This is a genomic window from Undibacterium sp. WLX3042 (genome assembly GCF_049544825.1).
Lineage (GTDB): Bacteria > Pseudomonadota > Gammaproteobacteria > Burkholderiales > Burkholderiaceae_D > Undibacterium.
The window spans coordinates 1,405,479-1,427,458 of record NZ_CP186698.1; the positions used below are offsets into that span (position 1 = coordinate 1,405,479).

The 21,980-nt window shown below is 51.7% G+C and carries 21 protein-coding genes, 2 tRNA genes and 1 rRNA gene; 21 read left to right on the plus strand and 3 right to left on the minus strand.

Going from position 1 to position 21,980, the window contains the following annotated elements; all coding sequences use genetic code 11:
* The first annotated feature begins 304 nt into the window (after positions 1-304).
* The 3 genes from rrf (at position 305) to ACPAOP_RS06305 (ending at position 809) form a co-directional block, all read left to right on the plus strand.
* Positions 305-417: ribosomal RNA gene (rrf, locus tag ACPAOP_RS06295) — 5S ribosomal RNA — on the plus strand.
* Between the two features lie 205 nt (positions 418-622).
* Positions 623-698, plus strand: a tRNA-Val gene (locus ACPAOP_RS06300).
* Positions 699-732: 34 nt separating this feature from the next.
* Positions 733-809: transfer RNA gene (locus ACPAOP_RS06305), tRNA-Asp, on the plus strand.
* A gap of 160 nt (positions 810-969) precedes the next feature.
* On the opposite strand, the gene ACPAOP_RS06310 is transcribed toward ACPAOP_RS06305, so the two are convergent.
* The gene (locus ACPAOP_RS06310) at positions 970-1,878 is read right to left on the minus strand and encodes a recombination-associated protein RdgC (RefSeq protein WP_423709692.1); all 909 of its coding nucleotides are present in this window, start codon (positions 1,876-1,878) and stop codon (positions 970-972) included.
* A gap of 178 nt (positions 1,879-2,056) precedes the next feature.
* Here ACPAOP_RS06310 and ACPAOP_RS06315 point away from each other — a divergent pair, with 178 nt between their 5' ends.
* The 7 genes from ACPAOP_RS06315 (at position 2,057) to ACPAOP_RS06345 (ending at position 10,216) form a co-directional block, all read left to right on the plus strand.
* Positions 2,057-2,617, plus strand: a complete 561-nt coding sequence (locus ACPAOP_RS06315) for a DUF6622 family protein (RefSeq protein ID WP_423709693.1) — start codon at positions 2,057-2,059, stop codon at positions 2,615-2,617.
* 55 nt (positions 2,618-2,672) lie between these two features.
* Complete coding sequence (gene argS / locus ACPAOP_RS06320; RefSeq protein ID WP_423709694.1) at positions 2,673-4,385, plus strand: arginine--tRNA ligase; 1,713 nt, start codon at positions 2,673-2,675, stop codon at positions 4,383-4,385.
* A 119-nt stretch (positions 4,386-4,504) separates the two neighbouring features.
* On the plus strand, positions 4,505-5,140 hold the full coding sequence (locus tag ACPAOP_RS06325) for an SPOR domain-containing protein (RefSeq protein ID WP_423680027.1): 636 nt from the start codon (positions 4,505-4,507) through the stop codon (positions 5,138-5,140).
* Positions 5,141-5,176: 36 nt separating this feature from the next.
* Positions 5,177-5,893, plus strand: a complete 717-nt coding sequence (locus ACPAOP_RS06330; RefSeq protein ID WP_423709695.1) for a thiol:disulfide interchange protein DsbA/DsbL — start codon at positions 5,177-5,179, stop codon at positions 5,891-5,893.
* Positions 5,894-5,951: 58 nt separating this feature from the next.
* Complete coding sequence (locus ACPAOP_RS06335) at positions 5,952-6,734, plus strand: SDR family oxidoreductase (RefSeq protein ID WP_423709696.1); 783 nt, start codon at positions 5,952-5,954, stop codon at positions 6,732-6,734.
* 36 nt (positions 6,735-6,770) lie between these two features.
* Entirely contained in the window at positions 6,771-7,565 is a 795-nt protein-coding gene (locus ACPAOP_RS06340; protein WP_423680030.1) for a helical backbone metal receptor, read from the plus strand.
* Positions 7,566-7,819: 254 nt separating this feature from the next.
* Complete coding sequence (locus tag ACPAOP_RS06345; protein ID WP_423680032.1) at positions 7,820-10,216, plus strand: TonB-dependent receptor plug domain-containing protein; 2,397 nt, start codon at positions 7,820-7,822, stop codon at positions 10,214-10,216.
* Between the two features lie 97 nt (positions 10,217-10,313).
* Here ACPAOP_RS06345 and ACPAOP_RS06350 read toward each other — a convergent pair whose 3' ends face one another.
* Positions 10,314-11,180 carry a DMT family transporter gene (locus ACPAOP_RS06350; RefSeq protein WP_423709981.1) on the minus strand — a complete coding sequence of 289 codons (867 nt, stop codon included), beginning with the start codon at positions 11,178-11,180 and terminating at the stop codon, positions 10,314-10,316.
* A gap of 137 nt (positions 11,181-11,317) precedes the next feature.
* Between ACPAOP_RS06350 and ACPAOP_RS06355 the strand changes: the two genes are divergently transcribed.
* From ACPAOP_RS06355 to ACPAOP_RS06380, 6 genes are all read left to right on the plus strand, one after another.
* On the plus strand, positions 11,318-11,485 hold the full coding sequence (locus ACPAOP_RS06355; RefSeq protein WP_423709697.1) for a hypothetical protein: 168 nt from the start codon (positions 11,318-11,320) through the stop codon (positions 11,483-11,485).
* A gap of 80 nt (positions 11,486-11,565) precedes the next feature.
* Positions 11,566-11,865, plus strand: a complete 300-nt coding sequence (locus tag ACPAOP_RS06360; protein ID WP_423709698.1) for a helix-hairpin-helix domain-containing protein — start codon at positions 11,566-11,568, stop codon at positions 11,863-11,865.
* 278 nt (positions 11,866-12,143) lie between these two features.
* Positions 12,144-13,211, plus strand: a complete 1,068-nt coding sequence (locus ACPAOP_RS06365) for a zinc-ribbon domain-containing protein (RefSeq protein WP_423709699.1) — start codon at positions 12,144-12,146, stop codon at positions 13,209-13,211.
* A gap of 136 nt (positions 13,212-13,347) precedes the next feature.
* Positions 13,348-14,571: a zinc ribbon domain-containing protein gene (locus ACPAOP_RS06370; protein ID WP_423709700.1), complete on the plus strand. Its 1,224-nt coding sequence runs from the start codon at positions 13,348-13,350 to the stop codon at positions 14,569-14,571.
* A 227-nt stretch (positions 14,572-14,798) separates the two neighbouring features.
* The gene (locus ACPAOP_RS06375) at positions 14,799-15,296 is read left to right on the plus strand and encodes a YfbM family protein (protein ID WP_423709701.1); all 498 of its coding nucleotides are present in this window, start codon (positions 14,799-14,801) and stop codon (positions 15,294-15,296) included.
* A 44-nt stretch (positions 15,297-15,340) separates the two neighbouring features.
* Positions 15,341-16,213, plus strand: coding sequence for an alpha/beta hydrolase family protein (locus ACPAOP_RS06380; protein WP_423709702.1), 873 nt, complete (start codon positions 15,341-15,343; stop codon positions 16,211-16,213).
* A gap of 64 nt (positions 16,214-16,277) precedes the next feature.
* Here ACPAOP_RS06380 and ACPAOP_RS06385 read toward each other — a convergent pair whose 3' ends face one another.
* Positions 16,278-17,351, minus strand: a complete 1,074-nt coding sequence (locus tag ACPAOP_RS06385) for an MBL fold metallo-hydrolase (RefSeq protein ID WP_423709703.1) — start codon at positions 17,349-17,351, stop codon at positions 16,278-16,280.
* Between the two features lie 131 nt (positions 17,352-17,482).
* Between ACPAOP_RS06385 and ACPAOP_RS06390 the strand changes: the two genes are divergently transcribed.
* From ACPAOP_RS06390 to aceK, 5 genes are all read left to right on the plus strand, one after another.
* Positions 17,483-17,884 (plus strand): MerR family transcriptional regulator, encoded by a 402-nt coding sequence (locus ACPAOP_RS06390; protein WP_423682345.1) that lies wholly within the window; start codon positions 17,483-17,485, stop codon positions 17,882-17,884.
* A 100-nt stretch (positions 17,885-17,984) separates the two neighbouring features.
* The gene (locus ACPAOP_RS06395) at positions 17,985-18,446 is read left to right on the plus strand and encodes a PaaI family thioesterase (RefSeq protein ID WP_423680040.1); all 462 of its coding nucleotides are present in this window, start codon (positions 17,985-17,987) and stop codon (positions 18,444-18,446) included.
* A gap of 147 nt (positions 18,447-18,593) precedes the next feature.
* Positions 18,594-19,778, plus strand: a complete 1,185-nt coding sequence (locus ACPAOP_RS06400) for an isovaleryl-CoA dehydrogenase (RefSeq protein ID WP_423709704.1) — start codon at positions 18,594-18,596, stop codon at positions 19,776-19,778.
* 94 nt (positions 19,779-19,872) lie between these two features.
* Positions 19,873-20,151 carry a hypothetical protein gene (locus ACPAOP_RS06405; RefSeq protein ID WP_423709705.1) on the plus strand — a complete coding sequence of 93 codons (279 nt, stop codon included), beginning with the start codon at positions 19,873-19,875 and terminating at the stop codon, positions 20,149-20,151.
* A gap of 9 nt (positions 20,152-20,160) precedes the next feature.
* On the plus strand, positions 20,161-21,945 hold the full coding sequence (gene aceK / locus ACPAOP_RS06410) for a bifunctional isocitrate dehydrogenase kinase/phosphatase (RefSeq protein ID WP_423709706.1): 1,785 nt from the start codon (positions 20,161-20,163) through the stop codon (positions 21,943-21,945).
* The last annotated feature ends 35 nt before the right edge of the window (positions 21,946-21,980 follow it).

Genomic DNA, 21,980 nt, shown 5'->3' on the forward strand with positions numbered 1-21,980 from the left:
TTATTAATTTTGAGCCTGTAAGAATTTCTGTGTGAACCGGGGTCATGAAATAATACCGAAAGGGATTTGCCATGACCGATACGATGACCACGAAAAAACCTCGCAAAAAGAAAGAACCATACTAGGCTGCAAGTGAGCAATATGAAGTGTGAGCCAATGAATGTTGGTACAAATCATAACCAGGAATAAATAATAAATTGAGATTGGTGCGAGTGAAAAACGACGCACATTCTGCTGAACTCTTCTGAATTGGATTTGTTGTGCCCCACAGAGCAAGGTGGCCACAGCAAGTCGACAAGTTATGCCTGATGACCATAGCGAGTTGGTACCACCCCTTCCCATCCCGAACAGGACCGTGAAACGACTCTGCGCCAATGATAGTGCTGCAACCAGTGTGAAAGTAGGTTATCGTCAGGCTTGTATTCTGCGAACCCCCCGTTACCCAGCGTAACGGGGGGTTTTGCTTTTAGTGAGAGTACTGGTTTTTTAAAGACGTTTTCGAAGAAATTAAGCGAAAAAACTCATTGAAAGACTAGACAAAAATCAGAAGCTAAACTATAATATTGCTTCTGTTGACGTTGCTGACACAGCGTTAGACGTTTATCTGACTAAGCAAGAATATGGGTGCTTAGCTCAGTTGGTAGAGCGGCGCCCTTACAAGGCGTAGGTCGGGAGTTCGAGCCTCTCAGCACCCACCACAGATAAACATAGCAGTACAGGTTAAGTAGTTTCGGAGTGGTAGTTCAGTTGGTTAGAATACCGGCCTGTCACGCCGGGGGTCGCGGGTTCGAGCCCCGTCCGCTCCGCCAGTAATCAAAAAAACGAGTTGCGTAAGCAGCTCGTTTTTTTATTTTTCATTACTGAATCGTGATGATCGGTTGAAGTTCTGAAAAATGATACTCGCCATCTGATCACGCATAAAAAAAGACGAGCAGTACACCCGTCTTTGCATTTATTCAGTCAACCCGCTTATGCCGCTTTAGGACTATCAAGTTCTCCGTCCAGCGCAAAAACGATGTCGTCCAGCATTTTTGATAATTCGGCCGTCATCAGCATAAAGTCGGCATCGAAGCGCTCTTCTTCGTTTGTTCCTTTGTCTTTATCTTCGTCGAGAATATCCAGCGGCTTAATTCGTTTGATCGTTAATGTATCGGTCAGCACAAAGCTGATGCGATCATCCCAGGTTAATGCCAGTTTGGTGCACTGCTTACCAGCCGCGATATGTTTCTGCACGTCGTCAGGATCAAGTGTATGACGCACATAACGCACAGTTGCCTTATCTTCAGTTGATGACTTCAACTCTGTATCCTGGTCTATGGTAAAGCCGTTAGGAGCTTCATTTCCAGCTAGCCATCCGGTCATTGCTGCCTGAGGTGAGGATTTAACCCGTAAACCCTCGAGCGGCAACTTGTCGCAGCACTTCAACAACAATTTGACGACTTCATCAGCTCGTGACGGACTCGATGCATCAATGACCACCCAACGATTGACCGGATCAATCCAGACAAACGTGTTTCGTCTGACGCCAAATGCGCGTGGCAGCAGTTCGTCTGTAACGCGTTCTTTCAAGTCTTTCATCGCTTTACGCCCGGGAGCAAAGCCTTGCTGTTCTTCTATTTCTGCGGCACGTGCTTTCGTAACCTGATTGATGACACTGGAGGGAAGCAGTTTTTTTTCTGTCGCCAGCGTTATCAGAAACTGACGATTGACACTGTGAACCAGCATATCGTTGTTGCGAGGTGAGGCCCAGCCCTGGCTTTGCATTTCATTCGAGGCACATTGCGCGAAAGAGATTCTGGATAATTGCGCATTTAATTCCTCTGCGCTGATGTCCCAGGGAGAGGCAAGACGAAAAACCTGTAAGTTCTTAAACCACATAGCAAATCCAAACGAAGAAAACTGACATTCTACACGCCGCCCCAACGCAACTCACGCCGTAAAACGCCGTCTTCACGACATCCGGCATCCATTGATCGTATGGAGTTGGAAAACGCTCTGATTGCGCGCCATACTTGAATTGCGAATATATCCATCCACCACTTATCGAGGGGCAATCATGTTGCAACAAATACTGATCAATACACCAGTCTGGGTATGGGCATTACTGGCATTTCTTGTTTATCGTGGTGTGGTGATGAGCCGGGACCGTCAGGTCACATTACGCTCACTGTTTATCTTGCCTGTGCTGATGACTGCTCTGTCCCTGCAAGGCCTGATACAGCATTTCGGCATCCGTTTTGAGTCGGTCGGATTCTGGTTTATCTCCACCGTTTGCGTCAGTCTTTTAAATGCGGCATTCTTGAATAAAACGGGTTTCCGTGTTGTGTCGGAACGCTACATTCATATGCGGGGAAGCTGGATGCCCCTCGTTCTTATGATGCTGATTTTCTCCTGTAAATATGCCGAAAACATCGCGGTAGCAGTGCAGCCGGCACTGCGCGATAGCACTGTGTTTATCGGCGTCTGCAGCATCAGTTTTGGCATCATGAATGGACTGTTTTTCGGTAAACTTTTAGCTATATTAAGTTTGCTGACAAAACATAAACAAGCAGCTTCGATAAAAACCGCGTCTATGCTTACACTTGCAGACGGACATGGCGCGGGGGAGACAGTATAATGGCCGCTGTCCTTATTCAGATTTGTTGCGCGAAACGCAATAAACCCCATGTGCCATGTTAGCTGAACAAAAACAAGAAATTCTCAATTCCTTAAAAAATGCGGTTGCCCCGATTTTGGAAGGCAGCGATCTGCAGCCGACGATATTGCTAGAACGCCCGCGAGATCCTTCGCATGGCGATATCGCTTGTAATATCGCCATGCAGATTGCCAAACCTTTGCGTAAAAATCCGCGAGAAATCGCTCAGGCAGTTGTTGCGAACCTGGAGGCCCAAAATAATCCGTTGATCAGTTCGGTAGAGATCGCGGGACCGGGTTTTATTAATATCCGGATCGCAACAGCAGCTAAACAATCGGTCGTAAAAACGGTGCTGCAACAAGGGGCGGCTTACGGTAAGAGCCAGCGCGGAAACGGACAAAAAGTTGTCGTTGAATTCGTGTCAGCAAATCCGACCGGTCCTCTGCATGTCGGCCATGGTCGTCAGGGCGCACTGGGCGACGCACTGGCAGCGTTGCTGGATGTACAGGGTTATGCTGTCACTCGCGAGTTTTACTATAACGATGCCGGCGTACAAATCGGTAATCTTGCCTTATCTGTGCAGGCGCGCGCCAAGGGGCATGTGCCGGGTGATGCAGAGTGGCCGGAATCAGCCTACAACGGTGATTACATCGCTGACATTGCCCGCGATTTTCTTGACAAGAAAACCGTGTCTGCCAGCAATGGTCAGCCAGTCACCGCGACAGGTGATGTTGACGATATAAATTCCATTCGTGAATTCAGCGTGACTTATCTGCGTCGCGAACAAGATACCGATCTGCTCGCATTCGGTGTCAAGTTTGATAATTATTACCTTGAAACTTCTTTATACACCGACGGTAAAGTCGAAGCTGCTGTCAGCGCGCTCAAAGCTGCCGGTAAAACATACGAGCAGGATGGTGCATTATGGTTGCGCACCACTGAGTATGGTGATGACAAAGACCGCGTAATGAAGAAGACCGACGGTACTTACACTTATTTTGTACCGGACGTCGCTTATCACGTGACCAAGTGGGAACGTGGTTATCGCCAGGCCATCAATGTCCAGGGCAGCGACCATCACGGTACGATAGCCCGCGTCCGTGCTGGCTTGCAGGCATTGGATATCGGTATTCCAAAAGGCTATCCCGACTATGTGCTGCACAAGATGGTGACGGTCATGAAAGACGGTGCCGAGGTGAAGATTTCCAAGCGTGCCGGTTCTTATGTCACAGTCCGTGACCTGATCGAATGGTCTGGTAACGGTGATGTGGTCAAAGGGCGCGATGCAGTGCGCTTCTTCCTGATCTCGCGTAAAGCGGATACCGAATTTGTGTTCGATGTCGATGTCGCCCTGGCGCAGTCGGATGAAAATCCAGTGTATTACGTTCAGTACGCCCATGCGCGTATCTGCTCTGTCCTCGCGCAATATGCGACGGACGAAACCGCATTTGCACCGTTGCTCGACGTTGATCTGTCGCCGCTGACAGCGCCGCGTGAAGCGAGCCTGCTGGCCAAACTGGCCGAATACCCGGAAGCGCTGGAAAAAGCGCTGGATGAACTTGGCCCGCATCAGGTTGCTTTCTATTTACGCGATCTGGCTGGTGAGTTGCATAGTTATTACAATGCGGAACGTGTGCTGGTAGATGATGAGCCGACCAAGATGGCCCGTCTGGCACTGATGCTGGCAACGCGTCAGGTGATCCGCAATGGTCTGGCCCTGATCGGTGTCTCTGCACCGAATAAAATGTAATGCGCATTGGCTGTCTGTCATTCTGCTTGTGCCTCGCGCATGTTTATCAGTAGCATGACAGATCACCTGGGCCATACCGGTAAAGTATTCAAAGAGGACAATTTTTTCGTCGGAGACGCATGAAATCACATCACTCAACGCTGCAACGTCAGCAAGGTAATACCTTCACAGGCATCATTATTGGTCTCGTCATCGGACTGGCCATCGCGGTGGCAGTCGCATTGCTGATCACGAAATCATCCACGCCTTTTACCAATAAAGGTGGAAAATCCGACAAGCCGGATCAGCCTGTAACACAACTGCAGGATCCGAACCGTCCTATGTACGGCAAGCCTGATGCGGTTAAAGAAGCGGCAAAGGAACAGGCAAAAGATGCCGCGGTGGCCAAACCGGCCGATGCTGCACCGGTGCAGGCCGCTGTCCGCCCACCGGAAGTAAAAGCGGAAACAAAGCCAGCTCAGGAAAAGCCAGCGGCTGACAAAGCCAGCGAAAAAGCAGCAGATGCGGCGGCAGATGATAAATACATCTATTTCCTGCAGGCTGGCGCGTTCAAAGAGCAGGCCGATGCGGACAGTGCCCGCGCCAAGCTGGCTCTGATCGGTTTTGAAGCAAAAGTGACTGAAAAGAATTCAGATACCGGCACCATGTACCGGGTTCGTGTCGGCCCGATCAGTAATGCCGAAACAATGAACCGAATGAAAGCCAAATTGTCTGAGAATGGCGTTGATGTGGCAATTGTCAGAACTGCGAAGTAATCAGATTCAGTAATACAGCTTAATAAAGGAAAAGATATGCGTAGATTTACTCAAGCGATGTATGCAGTAATTTTGCTGGGCTTAGGCCTGGTTTCAGCAGGTGCGGGAGCTTCTCCTGCCATGCCGCAATCCGGTGTTGAATACCGTGTACTTGGACGTCCGCAGCCAACCGAGGCTGGTAAGAAAATTGAAGTCATTGAATTTTTTGGCTATTTCTGCCCGCATTGCAATGCGCTCGAGCCTTTGATCGCAGAATGGGTCAAGAAACAGGGTGACAATATCGTGTTCAAACGTGTGCACGTGAACTTCCATAACCTGGTTCAGCAACAGAAACTGTATCTGACACTGGAAGCGATGGGAAAAGCCGACGAATATCAGATGAAAGCATTCAATGCATTGCACATCGAGCGTAACCGTTTGCAGTCTGATACTGACGTCATGAACTTTGTCGCCAAGTCTGGTCTGGATAAACAGAAGTTTACTGATGTCTACAATTCCTTTGCGATTCAAAGCAAGCTGAACCGTACTAATCAGTTGCTGGAATCGTATCAGGTTGATAGTGTTCCTATGGTTGCTGTGGATGGTCGCTTCATGACGTCGCCGGTAGAATCAGTGCGCACAATGGGTCGCGTGTCTGAAGAAACCCAGAACCGTTCATTGTTGCAGGTACTCGATTTCCTGGTCAGTAAAGCGCAAAAAGAAAAAGCGGCTGCAGCACCTGCACCTGCTGCTGACAGCGGTAAGAAAAAATAAGCCGAAGTAAGATGCAATAAGTCCGCTTTTTGGCGGACTTTTTTTTTAATTAAATAATATGAAAAATGTTTTCATTACAGGGGCATCTTCCGGCATAGGCGCTGCGCTCGCGCGTGAATATGCGGCGCAAGGCGCAACGCTGGGCTTGCTGGCTCGACGCCGCGACAAGCTTGAGCAATTGCGGCGCAGCCTGCCAAATTCTGAACGGCACCATATTTACGCGCTCGACGTGACCGATCATGCCGCACTGGCTGCCGCCGCTGCCGATTTCATACAAAACACTGGTACCGTGCATGTGGTGATTGCAAATGCCGGTATTTCTGTCGGTACCTTGACCGAATACGCTGGCGATCTGGCAATTTTTGAACGCGTTGTACAAACTAATCTGACCGCCACCGTGGCGACATTTGCGCCTTTTATCCAGACCATGAAACGCGATGCGCAACAGGATGCGTGCCGCCTGGTCGGGATTGCCAGCGTTGCCGGTATCCGTGGCTTGCCCGGTGCCGAAGCCTACAGCGCATCCAAAGCTGCTGTCATCAGCTATTGCGAATCGCTGCGGGTGGAATTGAAAAAAAGCGGCATCCGTGTCGTGACGATTGCACCGGGCTACATCGACACGCCGATGACGCAGATCAACACCTATCGCATGCCGTTCCTGATGCCGGTGCAAAAATTTGCGGCGAAAGCAGTACAGACGATAGACGCAGGTTGCTCGTATCGTGTTATTCCGTGGCAGATGGGTGTGGTCGCTAAGTGTTTAAGACTGCTGCCAAATGCGCTGTACGATGCCGCATTTTCACGCGCCCCGCACAAGGCGCGCGCAGACGATCAGCATTAGTTCACACCCGATACCTACGATGACGATAGTCAAAAAATGACGAACGATATCTCCCTTACCGATGCTATCGGGCAGCAACATCAGCCCGTGGCGGCAGCGCAAGCCAGAATCGTCAGTCTGGTACCATCGATCACGGAGCTGATCTGCGATCTCGGTCTGGCATCTTCACTGGTCGGGCGTACCGGGTTTTGTATACATCCTGCCGACGTGGTAAAAGCGATTCCCAAAATCGGCGGTACTAAGGACGTAAATATAGAAAAAATCCGCCGGCTTGCACCGACGCATCTGATTGTGAATATCGATGAAAATGAAAAACCGACGGTGGACTTGCTGGCGGAATTTATTCCGCATGTGATCGTCACCCATCCGAATACTCCGCGTGACAACCTCGCGTTATATCGCTTACTAGGCGGGATTTTTCAGGCTGATGCCGCCGCTGAACAACTCTGCATTGCGTTTGAAAATGCGTATGCGGATCTGGGATTGCCCGTCATTACACAACGTGTTTTGTACTGTATCTGGAAAGACCCGTGGATGAGCATCTCGGGCGATACGTATATCGCAAATATGCTGAGGCTGGCGGGTTGTCAGGTCTGGGAGCCGGAAAATAACAGCCTGCGTTATCCTGCCTTCAGCTGGGACGACACGATGGCGCGTCAGTTTGACAGCGTCTTATTATCGACCGAACCTTACCGTTTCACGGAAACCCATGTCGATGCGCTGGAGCGCCAGTTGGGTAAGCCCGTACAGCTGGTTGATGGCGAAATGCTGTCGTGGTATGGCAGCAGGGCAATCAAGGGTTTGATATATTTGAAGACATTGAAATTCTGAATCTGAAAATATTTTTACAAAAAAAACTAATTTCAGATAAATGTCACACTGATGACACAAACCAGTCACACTGAGATTGACAGGTTTTTCTTCAGGGGCTGATACTGAAATGCATAGAAATCTGTCTGAAAGTAAGAGCATGCCTGCACCTCGCTAGGGCATGGCCCGCAGCTCCCGCACATGTGACCGGCTGGCAGATTTCTCACCACATTGAATATCCCCCAATTAACAATGCAATTCTAAGGAATCTTGTCATGACCAAAATGCGTAAGGCCATTTTGCTCGCCCTCTATGGAGCCAGCTCTGCTGCCGCAGTTTCTCCGCTTTGCGCTTCTGCGCAGAGCAGTACAGAAAAAGCCTCGGAAGCACCGATACAAACGATGACGATCGTCGGTTCCCGCCGGGTCAATTCCTCTGCAACTGAAACCCCGTTACCGGTGGATTTTATTTCGATTTCCAAGTCGGCAGAACAAGGCGGCCAGTTTGATCTGGCCCAGACACTGGCGAATATCTCGCCCTCATTCAACTCCACGCGTCAGACCGGAGCTGACGGCGCTGATCTGGTAGACTCTGCCGCATTGCGTGGTCTGGGCTCCGATCAGACGCTGGTGCTGGTGAATGGTAAACGTCGCCATACCGTATCGCTGGTGAATCTGTTCGGTGCGCGTAACCGCGGCAATACCGGTACCGACCTGAATGCGATTCCGGTCATGGCGATCAGCAATGTCCAGGTCTTGCGTGACGGCGCAGCGGCACAGTACGGTTCCGATGCGATTGCCGGTGTGATGGATATCAGCCTGAAAAAATCACTTGGTTGCGAAGCCAGTTTCGGTTACAGCCAGTATTCTGTCGGCGATGGTAAAAACTATCTGCCCTCAGCCTATTGCGGTATCCGGATAGGTGAAAACGGCGTGCTCGGCGTGACCGCAGAATACACCGATCGCGGTCGTTCAAACCGCGCTGATCCGGGCAATCCGCGCACCATCGGTGACACCAAAGTCACGGGGCCCACCGTTTATCTGAACGGTGAAGTGCCGAATGGCGGCGGTGATAAATTCTATTTCACTCTGGGGACGCAGCAACGTAAGGCGTCTTCTGCGGCGTGGGCACGCGGTGGTGTGGGCTCCGACGATATTCCTTCACGCAATTCTGCGGCGATGTATCCGAATGGCTTTGTGCCTTACATCAACGGCGATATCAACGATATCTACGGCATCGCCGGTTATCGTTTCAGCATTGGTGAATGGCGTGCGGATTTGTCGCAGACTTATGGTTTCAACGAACTCAAGTACAACATCAGCAATACTCTGAATGCCTCCATCGCCAATAAAGATTTGCTGAGCGGCGGCAAGGGTATCAGCCCGAGCAGTTTTGATGCTGGTGGTTTCTCATTTTCACAAGCGACGACGAATCTGGATTTCAGCCGTTTCTTTGACGGTTTCATGAATGGCGTGAACGTCGCGTTTGGTGGCGAATACCGTCGTGAAAATTACAAAATTTTCGCCGGTGAACCAGGCTCTTACAATGATGTCGATGGTGTTGGCTTCGGCGGCAATGCCGGTAGTCAGGGTTTCCCGGGCTTCCAGCCAGGTGACCGCACCGACCGCAACCGCAACAGCCTCGCTGCTTATGTCGATATCGAAACCGACGTGACGAATCGCCTCAAAGTACAAACCGCAGTGCGTGGTGAACGTTACAGCGATTTCGGTTCCACGCTCACCGGTAAGCTTGCTGGTAGCTACAAAGCGACTGACGATGTGAATCTGCGCGGCTCCCTGAGCACAGGTTTCCGTGCGCCATCACTGCAGCAAGTGTATTTTTCCTCGACGTTCACCGACTTCATTTCCGGCGTACCGATGGACGTGGTACTGGCACCGAATGGCGGTACCGTTGCCAATGCCGCAGGTATCCCGAAACTGCATGAAGAAAAATCGAAAAACTACACGCTGGGTCTGACCTACAAACCGAGCAATGTGTTCTCTATGACGGCTGATTTGTACCGCATCGATATTTCTGATCGCATCGTTTTGTCGGGTCGTTTTGACGCAAATAATTATCCTGCACTGGGGGCGACGCTGTCCTCGCTCGGCGTCGGTCAGGCACAGTTTTTTGTGAACTCCATCAATACCAAAACACAAGGTATCGATCTGACTGCATCGCATAAAACCAGTCTGGGTTCCGGCAAACTGTCGACCTATCTGGGTCTGAATTACAGCAAAACCGAAGTCACGAAAGTGAATGCACCGGCATCGCTGAAAGGCTATGAAGACGTATTGCTGTCCGAGCGTGAACGCCTGTTCATCGAGCAAGGCGGCCCGCGCGTGAAAGGCACGCTGGCATTCAACTACGAGCAAGGTCCTTGGGCCAGCGAATTCAAAGTCATCCACTATGGTTCGCAAACACTGGGCACTTTCTCCGGTACCGCAGCAGGTGTGCCGAATGCGTATTACGAACCAAAAACTTCTGCCGATCTGGCAGTGACGTATGCATTCAATGACACCACCAAACTGACGGTGGGCGGCACGAATATTTTCAACGTCAAACCGACCCGTCAGGATCCGAACGAAACGGATAACGGCTTCTACTACGACAGCGTGCAGTTCGGTCTGGGCGGTGCGGCGTATTTCGTCAAACTGTGGAAAAAATTCTGATCAGGACGATGATCTGTCCACCGGTATTTCCGGTGTAAAAAAAGGAGGCGCTGGCCTCCTTTTTTATTTGATCATCAATGCAGAACATGCGCTGATATTATTGCCGGTTAGTCAGTGACACGCCCGCAATCACCAGCAAACCGCCGAAAATCATCGACAACAAAATTGGCTCGCCAAGTAATAGCGCACCGAGGCTGATACCGAATACCGGCACCAGATTATTGAAGACCGCGGTTCGCGCCGGGCCTATGGCTTTCACGCCTTCGTAATACCAGACAAAACCGATCACCGTACCGAAAGCGCCCAGATACACAATCGCCGCCAGTACCGGCCAGGTCAGATGGCTGGTATCGAATTGCGGCCATTCCGTGACCGCGCCGCAAACCAATAGCGACAAACCCCACAGCGATGCATACGTCGTCGCTGCAATCGGCGACAAGCCGCGCAGCGCATGTTTGCCGATGATGGTGTAAGCGGCCCAGCCGCAGACCGCGCACAACATGAATAATTCACCCTTACCGACTGATTGCGACAGATCATGCATCGCGCTGCCCAGATCGCCGCGCGTGATCACCACTGCGGCACCGGCAAACGCAATCGCGATGCCCAGCCAGCGCCGCGCACCGAGCCGTTCACCAAACAATGCCGCCAGTGCCAGCGCCGTGACAATCGGATTCAGTGCGACAAACAAAGCCGTACGCCCGGCGGGCATCAGTGCCAGCGCGGAAAAAAAGCAGATATTGTATAAAAAGATGCCCGTCGCACCGAGCGCAAACGTCGCCTGCATTTGTTGCCGCGTCAGTTTCGGCAAGCCGCCTTCGAGCTTCCATGCCATTAGCCACAGCAGGCCGCTGGCCACCGCAAAACGCAGCGCCGCCGCTGTCATGTGCGGAATTTCACTCGCCACAATACGACCGGCAATAAAAGTGCCGCCCCAGAACAAGGCGACCGCAACCAGTTTCAGATAAGTGGTGACAGGAACAGGAGTATGGGCAGATTTCACGATAGCGCGCTTCAACAGAAAGCGTGAAGGGTACACGAAAACGCCGGTTCGCCACACCGGTGCGACGCTGAGTGGTTCCGTGTTGCGTGTAGCCCGGTATGAAAACAGCTGAAAAGCTGCTGAAAAATGCTATAAAAAGACAGAAAAAAGGGGAGTATCAGCCATTTTTGCCATTATCTCCTTATAAACAAAGGATGTTAGAAAATACTGGGGGGGAGTATATTTTTGCCTTTGGAAGTCCGGAATCAGCGTTGTCGGCTACCTGAAAACGTATTGCCAATGGATTAGCATACGGTTATCGTGCTGTGACCAGCACACCACCAGCACACTGATATGGAGCGCATCCATGCACCCCGACAAAGTTGATAGAAACCGTCTGCGCGCGCTGACGGATTTACCGAATATCGGCAAGGCCGGTGCGGCAGATCTGCGTTTGCTGGGCATCAGCGCGCCTGCGGATTTGGTGGGGCAGTGTCCGTGGCAGATGTATGAAAAGCTGTACGAGCTGACCGGCGTGCGGCACGATCCCTGCGTGATTGATGTGTTCATGTCCATCACCGCATTCATGAATGGCGAACCGGCGAAATCGTGGTGGGAATTTACCGACGCCCGCAAGCTGGCGCAGGCTGCGAAAGTCGCTTCCTGATCAAAAATGGGGGGAGTATTTGCCTTTTTTAATGGAATCTCTGCGTCAATAAAGGGCTTTGAAAAATACTCTCCCCAGTATATTTAAGGGCAGTCATGCAGTATGGCGACCTTGTTGTGTTGTTTATCATGCTCTCCGCGATCGTATTCCCGATTTTTGATCAGCCATTTAATTGTCTTGTTACAAAGCCCTTGTATAATTTTTTGCAATAAATTCGAGCGACTGCGCAACTTATCGGCGCGTTCCGTTACCGGATGAAACGACAAAAAGGAAGAGGGATGACGACTTGTGCGAGCTGTGGTGCTGATAACCGTGATGGTGCCAAATTTTGTAAATCCTGTGGCACTGCGATGTTACCGCCAGCGCCGCCGATGCCCGAGTGTCATCAATGCCATGTGCCACTGACCCCGGGGGCGCGTTTCTGCAAAAAATGCGGTGCCAGCACTGGCGCTGATGCTGCAGTTACCACTGCTACGGTAGCGGATGTTGTGACGGCAAACGCCAGCGATGCATCGGTCAGTGTGACAGAAAGAGCAGCAGAACAAGCAGCAGATCTGCCGACAGCACAGGTGCCTGTCACCAGCGAAGCCGTGACTATTCCGCCTGAGCAAAGCGTGAGTGCTGCTGATGATGCTGCGGTCTCACCCGCAAACCCGGATGTCCCTGTCACAGCCGCGACGCCAGCCGCAAGTACCGCGAGCATCACAGAGGCCCCGGCTAGCGTGAATCCAGCGGTGCAGCCATCGCAGCCAATAGGCTCTGACGCGTTGCCTTCCTACAATGCCCTGCCGGTCAGCAAGACGGCGACGCCGGTGAAAGCGATCGTGGTGGTTGCGGTGGTCGTGGCAATTGCCGTGTGCGCTGGTGCTTATGTCTGGTATGCAAAATCCCGTTCGCAGACCGGGCCTGTTGTGACCAGTGGTGAACCTGTTGCGGCCTCATCGCCGGACAGCAGCCTGCCGGCGGATGTCACTCCGGCACCGGCTTCCGCCATTGCTGCGCCGGAAGTGGCGTCAGCACCGACGACATCGGCAGCCAAGGAAGCGCCTGCACCCGTGACCGCCAAAAAGAAACGCTGGAATGACGATGATGAATTTGACGAAGACGACGATTTTTACGATGAACCGGTCAACGTTAAACGCCCGCAGGGGGCACAGGCACAGCCAGGCGGCGACATGATGCATGGTAAGGCGACCGCTTTGCTGAGTCGTGCCGACAGTTTTATCGCCAGCGGTGACTACGATAATGCGCTGGCAACGGCGCAGACGGCGCTGGCGCTGGACCCCGGAAATACGGCCGCTCTCGCAAAAATCAGGAAAATCAAGCAACTGCGTTCACGCTATTAAACCAGTTCCGCACATGGGCATACGCATGATGTCGTCTGCCCATGTTCCGGCGTGGTACTGATTGTTCGTGCCGCACATCTTCCATCACCCAGCATTGTTAACCCCGTCCAGAGTGACGACATCCATCGGAGACACCATGAGCAGCAATCCAACGACTTCCGGCAGCCCATTTGTGTTGCTGCGTGCGGCTGAGGCCGCAACGAACTGGCGCGCACTCGCCATGACAGGCATTGCAGCGCTCGCATTTTTTCTGTCCCTGGCGATGACCGCCTGGCTGACACGCCACAGCTTTTTGTTGGGCGGCCTGTTTTCCATTGTGTCGCTGATCGTCGGTATCACCGGCTATTCTGCCGTCGGCATTCTGCTGATGCGCCAGTCCCAGGGCCGTGAGCTCAGTTTTCCTGACGCGATCATACAAGGCATCTTTACGGTCCATCGTATGCTGGGCGTGGCACTGGTGTTGCTGGTGATATTTTTGCTGATGGTGCTGGCAGCGTTTGCGGTACTGTTTTTGTGTAAATTGCCCGGACTCGGCCCCTTGCTGTATGCGGTCATGTTGCCATTTCTGACGGTCGTCATCGGTGTCACTTTCGCTGGCATATTTTATGTGGCGATGCCACTGGCGGCACCGGCAATCTGGGCCGGTAACTCGGTAATGGAAACGATTGCCCGTTTGTTTGTGATTGTCCGTCAGCGTTTGCTGATGACGATCACTTATATCGTCGTGTTGTCTTTCCTGGTGCTGTTTTTATCCGGTGTGGTGTCCTTCATTCTGTTTTCCGGCTATGTCACAACGATGGGAATTTCTCAGGCCGTCGGCGTCAATCCTGTGGGGAATATGATGGGGATGATGTCAGGCATCATGGGCAACCATATGGGAAATCCGATGGGAAATTATATGGGTTACGGCGGTGGTTTTGAGGCGCTGGAGAGCGGCATGGCTTACACCGGCGCCTTTGGTTTTGCAACCGGGCTGCTGTTCAGTGTCGGCATGGTGATTCCGTTTCTGACGATGATTAACGGTACCTGCCTGATTTATCTGCAAGTGACGGATGGTCTGAATTTCACCGAAGCGGAAGCACAATTGCAGGCGCAGATGCAGGAAGCAAAACGTCGGGCCAACGAAGCGAAAGAACGTGCTGGTGCAAAATTGCAGGAAGCGAAAGACGCTGCTGCCGCAGCCGCGGCCAAGAATAATCAGCCAGCGGCGAAAGCGGAAGCAGATATCGCCCCAACAGTGACGCCAGCAGCGCCGCCTGCGCCTGTTGCACCAGTTGCCAGAGTATGTTCTGCCTGCAAAGCACCATTGGCAGCAGACGACATTTTCTGCGGTGAATGCGGCACAAAAAATCCTCTGTAAAACTCTTATAAATCCGGTGCGATACAAACTTCAGGCCAGTCGTCAAAGCGATATTTCAGCGTTGTACGACTGGCCTGACAGATCAGCTCAAACGCCATAGGCGGGTTGTTTCGGACGACAGAAATTTATGCGGAAATGGGCTGCACTCAGTTATATTGTGAATGCTGTTCGTGTTGAAAGCAGTGGTTTTTGACTGAGTGACGATAGTCGATATTCGGGAGCATTTCATGGGCATGAGCTGTTTTTATCTGACGCTGACACAGGAAAAACTGGATGAACTGAAGCAGCATCCCGGACAAGTCCGCCAATTTATTTTTGCCAAAAACGGCAGCAACGGCGAAGCGGAATTGTTTGATCTCGAAAAAGCCTGGCACGGCATACAGTATTTGCTCAACGGCGCGACATTTGGCGGCGACGAACCTCTGGGGTGGGCGGTGTTTGGCGATCAGGAAGTCAGCGATGATCTTGGTAAAGGCCCCGCCCGTTGCTTGACCGCGCGTCAGGTCGCCGCAGTCAGTGCCGCGTTGCAGGAAATGCCCGCATCCGCGCTGGCGCAGCGCTTTGACGCAGCAAAGATGGAAAAAGCGCAGGTTTATCCTGAAGGGATGTGGATCACCGACGGGGTGCAGGCATTAAATTATTTGCTGGAACATTATTCCCATCTGCAAAATTTCTATGCAAATGCCGCCGCACATGGCAAGGCGGTCATCTGTTTTATCAGTTAGATCGTTGAGGTGTGTGTTATCCAGATTAGTTAAGGAGCGGCGTGATGCATACAGCAACAGGATTCAGAAAGCGTTCATACATCGGTATGTTGATCGGTTTGACGGCATTGACGGTCACGTCGACTCAGGTTGTCGCGGCGGAGCGTATTTCGCTGACGCGTCAGGATGGTCAGAGCGTTCCTGCTCTCGTGTATCAGAATGCGGGAGCATGTCAGGGGGTGGCGATTATTTCCCATGGTGCCGGTGGTTCGGAAAAAGGCTATGTCTATCTGGCTGAATTCATGGCGAAAGAAGGTTTTCTGAGCGTTGTGCCGGGTCATCTGGAAAGTGGCCGGCAATCTTTGCGTGAAGCCAAGCGCGGCGGCAGTTTGCAGGACGGTCTGACAGAATTAGTCACCGATGCACCCGCCTATTCGGCGCGGCTGATGGATATACAAGCCGTGCGCCAATGGGCTGCGGCACGTTGTACCGGCAAACGCGCGGTTTTGCTCGGTCATTCGATGGGGGCGGCGGTGGCCATGATGGAAGCCGGTGCCGACAATAAAATGGGCGTGACGGGTACTGCCAGTTTCGATGCGTATATTGCCTTGTCACCGCAAGGCGAGGGACTGATTTTTCCCGCCCATGCCTGGTACAAAATCAGTAAACCGGTCTTGTTGATGACGGGAACCCGCGACGATGATCTGGCGCATGCTTCCTGGCGTACCCGTACCGAACCGTTTGCCGACATGGCACCGGGTTGCAAATGGCTGGGTGTCGTGAACGGGGCAACACACATGAATTTCGGTGGCAACGGTTTATTGCATCGTACCGAAGGACTGACGACACAAACGATCCATGCGTTTTTACAGGGCGTGCAAAGCGGCAATTGTGCGGCTCCGCCACCGTTGGCGGGCATGGAACTCAGAACAAAATAACCGACTGCCACCAATTCGTGTGATCGGTGGCAGGCAGGTCAGCTTGCTTGCCCAATGACAATGGCTATGTTCTGACAACAAAACGGATGATGCCGTCAGCGCCCGTTTGTCGCTGCAAGACGCCGTCAAACCATAATTTGTGCAGATGCGCGAGCGCTTCGCCGATGGCAAATGTCAGTTGGTGGGCATCGAGCGGGCGGCGGAACATCAGTGGCACGATGTCACACGCTGATTGCGGCGTCGTACAAGCCGCAACGACTTCGGCCAGACGTTCAGCGTGATGTTCTTCTAATTGCCTGATGCGCGTATGCAGCCCTTTGAACGGCTTGCCATGCGAAGGCAGGATCAGCACATCTTCAGGTAGCGGCAGGTATTTTTTGAGGGAATCGAGATACTGCTGTACCGGATTGGCCTCCGGCTCAATCGCAAACACGGACACATTCGTGGAAATGCGCGGCAACAGCATATCGCCGGAAATCAGAATATTCAGGTCGGCACAATACAATGAGGCGTGTTCTGGTGAGTGACCAAAACCGGTGATGATTTCCCAGCGCCGCTGATGAATCGTCAGGTCGATGCCTTCCTGCAAACGGCGATACGAAGTCGGCACCGTCGGTACCATGCGGCTGTAGTGGCTCTTTCTTTCCTGTATCTGCTCCTGCATCGCCGGGTCCAGCCCGTGTTTGCGGAAATGCGGAAACATCGCTGTGCCATCCGCACCCGGCAAGCCAGCCGACATCATGCGGGCAAATGCGTACTCACCTGCAGTCATCCATAGCGGAACATTCCACAAGGTGCATAACCAGTCAGCCAGACCGATGTGATCGGGATGGCAATGAGTGGCGATCACCCGTACCACTGGCAATCCACGCAGATGATTGTGCAGATCACCGAACAACACTTCCCAGGCGTCACGCGTGGCGTCGCTGGCGATGCCGCAATCGACCACCGTCCAGCCATGCACCCGCCCCTGTACGGTCTCGACTTCATCTTCGAGCAGCCACAGATTAATGTGGTTCAGTGCAAACGGCAGACCCATCCGTATCCATAAAACGCCGGGCGCTATTTCCATCGTCTTGCCGGATTCCGGCAGGGTTTCGCCAAACGGATAATCGAGTTGTTGTTCCAGGTGATTCATTGTTGTCTCTTCTGTTTTTGGTACGGACGTTGCAGCCGGAATAGCCTACAATGCGTTTTTATTCAATTGACGTTAACGTCAATTCGATTCCAGCGATTGTAATCAGAAAAACGATTTTGTGTACTAAAACTATGGCTACCTACACCATTACTGACTTAGCCCGCGAATTTGACATCACGCCACGCGCGATTCGTTTTTATGAAGATCAGGGTTTGTTAAGTCCGACCCGCGAAGGTCCCAGCGGCCGCAACCGCGTCTATACCGCGCGCGAACGCACACAACTGAAGCTGACCCTGCGTGGTAAGCGTCTGGGCCTGAGCCTGTCGGATATCAAGAGCCTGGTCGATATGTACCGCTCACCAAAAGATACCGAAGCGCAGTTACAAAGCTTTCTGGTGGTGCTCGCACGGCACCGCGCTTCACTTGAGCAGCAGCGCGAGGATATTGAAGTCATGCTGGCGGAAATCAGCGCACATGAAGATAAAAGCCGGCGTTTGCTGGCTTTACACACGAAAGCGGCTCAGACAGAGTAAAAATACCAGTCTGCACAAAACGCAATGAATTGACGTTTACGTTAACGTCAATTAGTCGTATTATTTCCCGTGCTCAGATTTTGTATTCGTAAGGGACTTTATGCATCAGGACACCACATCTGCTGTACCCGCCGCACTCGATCCCACGCTGGCGCTGACCCTGCTGCAAAGCTTCAACGGGCAAGGTGCGTTGATGGCGTGGAATGCGAAACTGACAGGAATGACGCCCGGCACCTGTGAAATCAGCTTGCCGTACAGCGATGCCGTCAGTCAGCAACATGGCTATTTTCATGGCGGCGTGATTGGTACATTGGCGGATGCTGCCGGTGGTTATGCAGCAAATACATTGCTGATGCCAGTAAGTGAGTGCTTAACTGCAGAGTACAAAATCAATATCGTTGCACCCGGCATAGGCGATGCCCTGATCGCCCGTGGCAAGGTCTTGAAATCAGGAAAAACTCTGGTTGTTTCAAGCGCCGAGGTGTTTGTTGTGAATCAGGGGCAGGAAAAATTGTGTGCGATCATGCAACAGACGCTGTTTGTGATCGCAAAAAATAAATGACGGTCAGACATGACAGTCAAAGCAGTTGCAGTAAAAAAATAACAGAAGAGATGCAAAACCGGTTCGCAATGTTGTCGCTGCGTATCCTGTTGAACACCACTCTGATCAATAAAAACGAATCTGTTCCAATATTACAGTGAGGATGACATGCTCCATTTACCCGGTTTAACTTTCGATCATGGCGAAGATATCGCCGCTCTGCGCGAAGCTGTGCAACAGTTCGCTGCAGCTGAAATCGCGCCGCGTGCAGCGGAAATCGACCGCAACGACCAGTTCCCTATGGATCTGTGGCGTAAGATGGGGGAGCTGGGCATACTCGGTATTACTGTCAGCGAAGAATACGGTGGTGCGAATATGGGCTATCTGGCCCACATCATCGCGATGGAAGAAATCTCACGCGCCTCTGCTTCCGTTGGCCTGTCGTACGGTGCCCACTCGAATCTGTGCGTGAACCAGATCAAACGCAACGGTACAGAAGAGCAAAAACAAAAATACCTGCCGAAACTGATTTCCGGTGAACACATCGGTGCGCTCGCGATGTCCGAGCCGAATGCCGGTTCCGATGTCGTCAGCATGAAACTGCGCGCAGACTTTAAAGGCGACCGCTGGGTGCTGAACGGCACCAAGATGTGGATCACCAATGGCCCTGACGCTGACGTACTGGTGGTGTACGCCAAAAATGATCTGGAAGCTGGCCCACGTGGTATGACCGCTTTCCTGATCGAAAAGAATTTCAAAGGTTTCAGCATTGCGCAAAAACTCGACAAGCTCGGCATGCGCGGTTCCCATACCGGTGAACTGGTATTTGAAGATTGCGAAGTACCTGCAGAAAACGTGCTTGGTGGCCTCGGCAAAGGCGTGAATGTCCTGATGTCCGGCCTCGATTTTGAACGCACAGTTTTGTCCGGCGGCCCGCTGGGTATCATGCAGGCGTGTATGGATGTTGTCGTGCCTTACGTGCATGACCGCAAACAATTCGGTCAGCCGATTGGTGAATTCCAGTTAATGCAGGGCAAGCTGGCGGATATGTATTCGACCATGATGGCGAGTAAAGCTTATGTGTACGCAGTCGGCCAGGCTTGCGACCGCGCCACTAATCCGGAACAGGTTCGCGCTTTGCGCAAAGATGCTGCGGGCGCGATTTTGTACTCGGCAGAAAAAGCGACCTGGATGGCAGGTGAAGCGATCCAGACGCTGGGCGGCAATGGCTATATCAATGAGTATCCGGTCGGTCGTCTGTGGCGCGACGCCAAGTTGTACGAAATCGGCGCCGGCACCAGCGAAATCCGTCGCATGCTGATAGGCCGTGAGCTGTTTGCGGAAACGAAGTAAACTGGTTTGACGTACCGTTGCGCAGTTCCTTAAGACCGTAAGTAATTAATCCCCGGACTGAAACGACTGCGCATACGTTGCCACGATTTCCGCCATGACCCGATCAGATCTCACCACACCGGTGCCCGCACATCGCCAGTTTTTTGCCCGTCTGCATCAGTCAGTCTGGCGGAAGATGGCTGATGTGCAGCCCGCTGGCTGGTGCAGATGTTGTCTTATTGGTGTGCGTTCAGGCATCGTTATGCTGCTTGCAAGGTATCAGAATTTGTCTGTATCCATAGAATTTACGCATCCCTTGATCATCGTATGTGATGGTATTACCGTTGATATGGTAAAACTAGAGGCTTGGAAAACCCGGTTTAACCTGCCCTGAGCCATCGCCATGCCAAACACACATTTTCCGAAATTATTGTCGTCTCAGATCGCGTTTGATATTGCACGCACGATACTGGATGGCTTTGACAAGCATTACCATTTATTCCGCATCAGTAGTCAGAAGGCGAAGCGGTTTTTTGAAACCGGTGATTGGAAGGCTGCACAGATTGCGGCACGTGAGCGTATCCAGTTTTACGATACGCGTGTGCGCGAATGCGTACGCACGCTGGAAGATGACTACGACGAAAATGATCTGACCGATGAGGTCTGGCGCGAAGTCAAACTGCATTACATGGGTTTGCTGATTGATCATCTGCGTCCGGAACTGGCCGAGACTTTTTTCAATACCGTCTGCACAAAATTACTTAACAGAAATTATTTTCATAATGATTTCATTTTCGTGCGTCCGGCAACCTCAACCGAATACATAGAGCGTGATGACACACCACCGACTTATCGCGTGTATTACCCGGCAACCGATGGTCTGAATTACACGATCAAACGTATAGTCACCAATTTCCAGCTTGAAACACCATTTGAAGATCTCGATCGCGATGTAGCAGCCGTCGAGGCGCGCCTGCGTGAGCATTTCGGGCGTGAAAAACTGGAACCGAATCATCAGATTCAGGTACTGGCGAATTTGTTTTACCGGAATAAATCTGCCTACATCATCGGTAAAGGCATTAACGGCAATCGCGAATATCCGTTTGTGATTCCGCTGATGCATAAACGCAAGAACGAGCTGGTACTTGATACGATCTTGTTTGATGTGATGCAGATTACGGTACTGTTTTCATTCACCCGTGCGTATTTCATGGTCGATATGGAAGTACCATCGGCTTATGTGCAGTTCATCCGCAGCATTTTGCCGAAGAAGCCGCGCAGCGAAATCTACACCATGATAGGCCTGCAAAAGCACGGTAAAAACCTGTTTTACCGTGATTTTTTGCATCATCTGAAATATTCATCGGACTGCATAGACGCAGCACCCGGTATCCGCGGTCTGGTTATGCTGGTATTTGCGTTGCCTTCATTCCCGTATGTGTTCAAGCTGATCAAAGACAGTTTCCCACCGCCGAAAGAAACCACCCGGGCGCTGATTAAAGAAAAATATCTGCTGGTAAAAAACCATGACCGTGTAGGTCGCATGGCGGACACGCTCGAATATTCCGACGTTGCGTTTCCACGTTCACGGTTTTCTGAAGAGTTGCTTGAGGAAATTCGTCAGAACGCACCATCCATGCTCGAAGTCAATGATGAAGAAGTCGTCATCAAGCATCTTTATATAGAACGCCGCATGACACCGCTCAATATCTGGCTGACGGAAGCCGAACAGCGGGGTGATATGCAGGCGATGGAGCAGGGGGTACTGGAATATGGCAACGCGATTAAAGATCTGGTGTCGGCCAATATTTTCCCCGGCGACATGCTGTATAAAAACTTCGGTGTGACACGTCATGGCCGTGTCGTTTTTTATGACTACGATGAAATCGAATACATCACCGACTGCAACTTTCGCAAGATACCGTTGCCGCGCAATGAAGAAGATGAGATGTCAGCTGAGCCCTGGTATCCGATTGCAAAGAATGACGTCTTTCCTGAGCAATTCGGTACCTTCCTGCTTGGAAATCAGAAAGTGAAAGAATTTTTTATGAAACACCATGCTGATCTGCTGACCGCCGAATACTGGCAGGGACGCAAGCAGCGTATTGTCGAGGGTAAGGTTGATGATGTCTTCCCTTATCCGCAGGAAGTCAGATTTATCAATAAAGAATTAGCGCAGCAAAAATAATTTTTTTATCGTCTTAAAAGTATTTGCAGTCTTAA

Excerpts from the sequence above, each read along its gene's own strand:
- ACPAOP_RS06310 (WP_423709692.1), bottom strand. The coding sequence starts at position 1,878 with ATGTGGTTTAAGAACTTACAGGTTTTTCGTCTTGCCTCTCCCTGGGAC.
- ACPAOP_RS06315 (WP_423709693.1), top strand. The coding sequence starts at position 2,057 with ATGTTGCAACAAATACTGATCAATACACCAGTCTGGGTATGGGCATTA.
- argS (WP_423709694.1), top strand. The coding sequence starts at position 2,673 with ATGTTAGCTGAACAAAAACAAGAAATTCTCAATTCCTTAAAAAATGCG.
- ACPAOP_RS06325 (WP_423680027.1), top strand. The coding sequence starts at position 4,505 with ATGAAATCACATCACTCAACGCTGCAACGTCAGCAAGGTAATACCTTC.
- ACPAOP_RS06330 (WP_423709695.1), top strand. The coding sequence starts at position 5,177 with ATGCGTAGATTTACTCAAGCGATGTATGCAGTAATTTTGCTGGGCTTA.
- ACPAOP_RS06335 (WP_423709696.1), top strand. The coding sequence starts at position 5,952 with ATGAAAAATGTTTTCATTACAGGGGCATCTTCCGGCATAGGCGCTGCG.
- ACPAOP_RS06340 (WP_423680030.1), top strand. The coding sequence starts at position 6,771 with ATGACGAACGATATCTCCCTTACCGATGCTATCGGGCAGCAACATCAG.
- ACPAOP_RS06345 (WP_423680032.1), top strand. The coding sequence starts at position 7,820 with ATGACCAAAATGCGTAAGGCCATTTTGCTCGCCCTCTATGGAGCCAGC.
- ACPAOP_RS06355 (WP_423709697.1), top strand. The coding sequence starts at position 11,318 with ATGAAAACAGCTGAAAAGCTGCTGAAAAATGCTATAAAAAGACAGAAA.
- ACPAOP_RS06360 (WP_423709698.1), top strand. The coding sequence starts at position 11,566 with ATGCACCCCGACAAAGTTGATAGAAACCGTCTGCGCGCGCTGACGGAT.
- ACPAOP_RS06365 (WP_423709699.1), top strand. The coding sequence starts at position 12,144 with ATGACGACTTGTGCGAGCTGTGGTGCTGATAACCGTGATGGTGCCAAA.
- ACPAOP_RS06370 (WP_423709700.1), top strand. The coding sequence starts at position 13,348 with ATGAGCAGCAATCCAACGACTTCCGGCAGCCCATTTGTGTTGCTGCGT.
- ACPAOP_RS06375 (WP_423709701.1), top strand. The coding sequence starts at position 14,799 with ATGGGCATGAGCTGTTTTTATCTGACGCTGACACAGGAAAAACTGGAT.
- ACPAOP_RS06380 (WP_423709702.1), top strand. The coding sequence starts at position 15,341 with ATGCATACAGCAACAGGATTCAGAAAGCGTTCATACATCGGTATGTTG.
- ACPAOP_RS06385 (WP_423709703.1), bottom strand. The coding sequence starts at position 17,351 with ATGAATCACCTGGAACAACAACTCGATTATCCGTTTGGCGAAACCCTG.
- ACPAOP_RS06390 (WP_423682345.1), top strand. The coding sequence starts at position 17,483 with ATGGCTACCTACACCATTACTGACTTAGCCCGCGAATTTGACATCACG.
- ACPAOP_RS06395 (WP_423680040.1), top strand. The coding sequence starts at position 17,985 with ATGCATCAGGACACCACATCTGCTGTACCCGCCGCACTCGATCCCACG.
- ACPAOP_RS06400 (WP_423709704.1), top strand. The coding sequence starts at position 18,594 with ATGCTCCATTTACCCGGTTTAACTTTCGATCATGGCGAAGATATCGCC.
- ACPAOP_RS06405 (WP_423709705.1), top strand. The coding sequence starts at position 19,873 with ATGACCCGATCAGATCTCACCACACCGGTGCCCGCACATCGCCAGTTT.
- aceK (WP_423709706.1), top strand. The coding sequence starts at position 20,161 with ATGCCAAACACACATTTTCCGAAATTATTGTCGTCTCAGATCGCGTTT.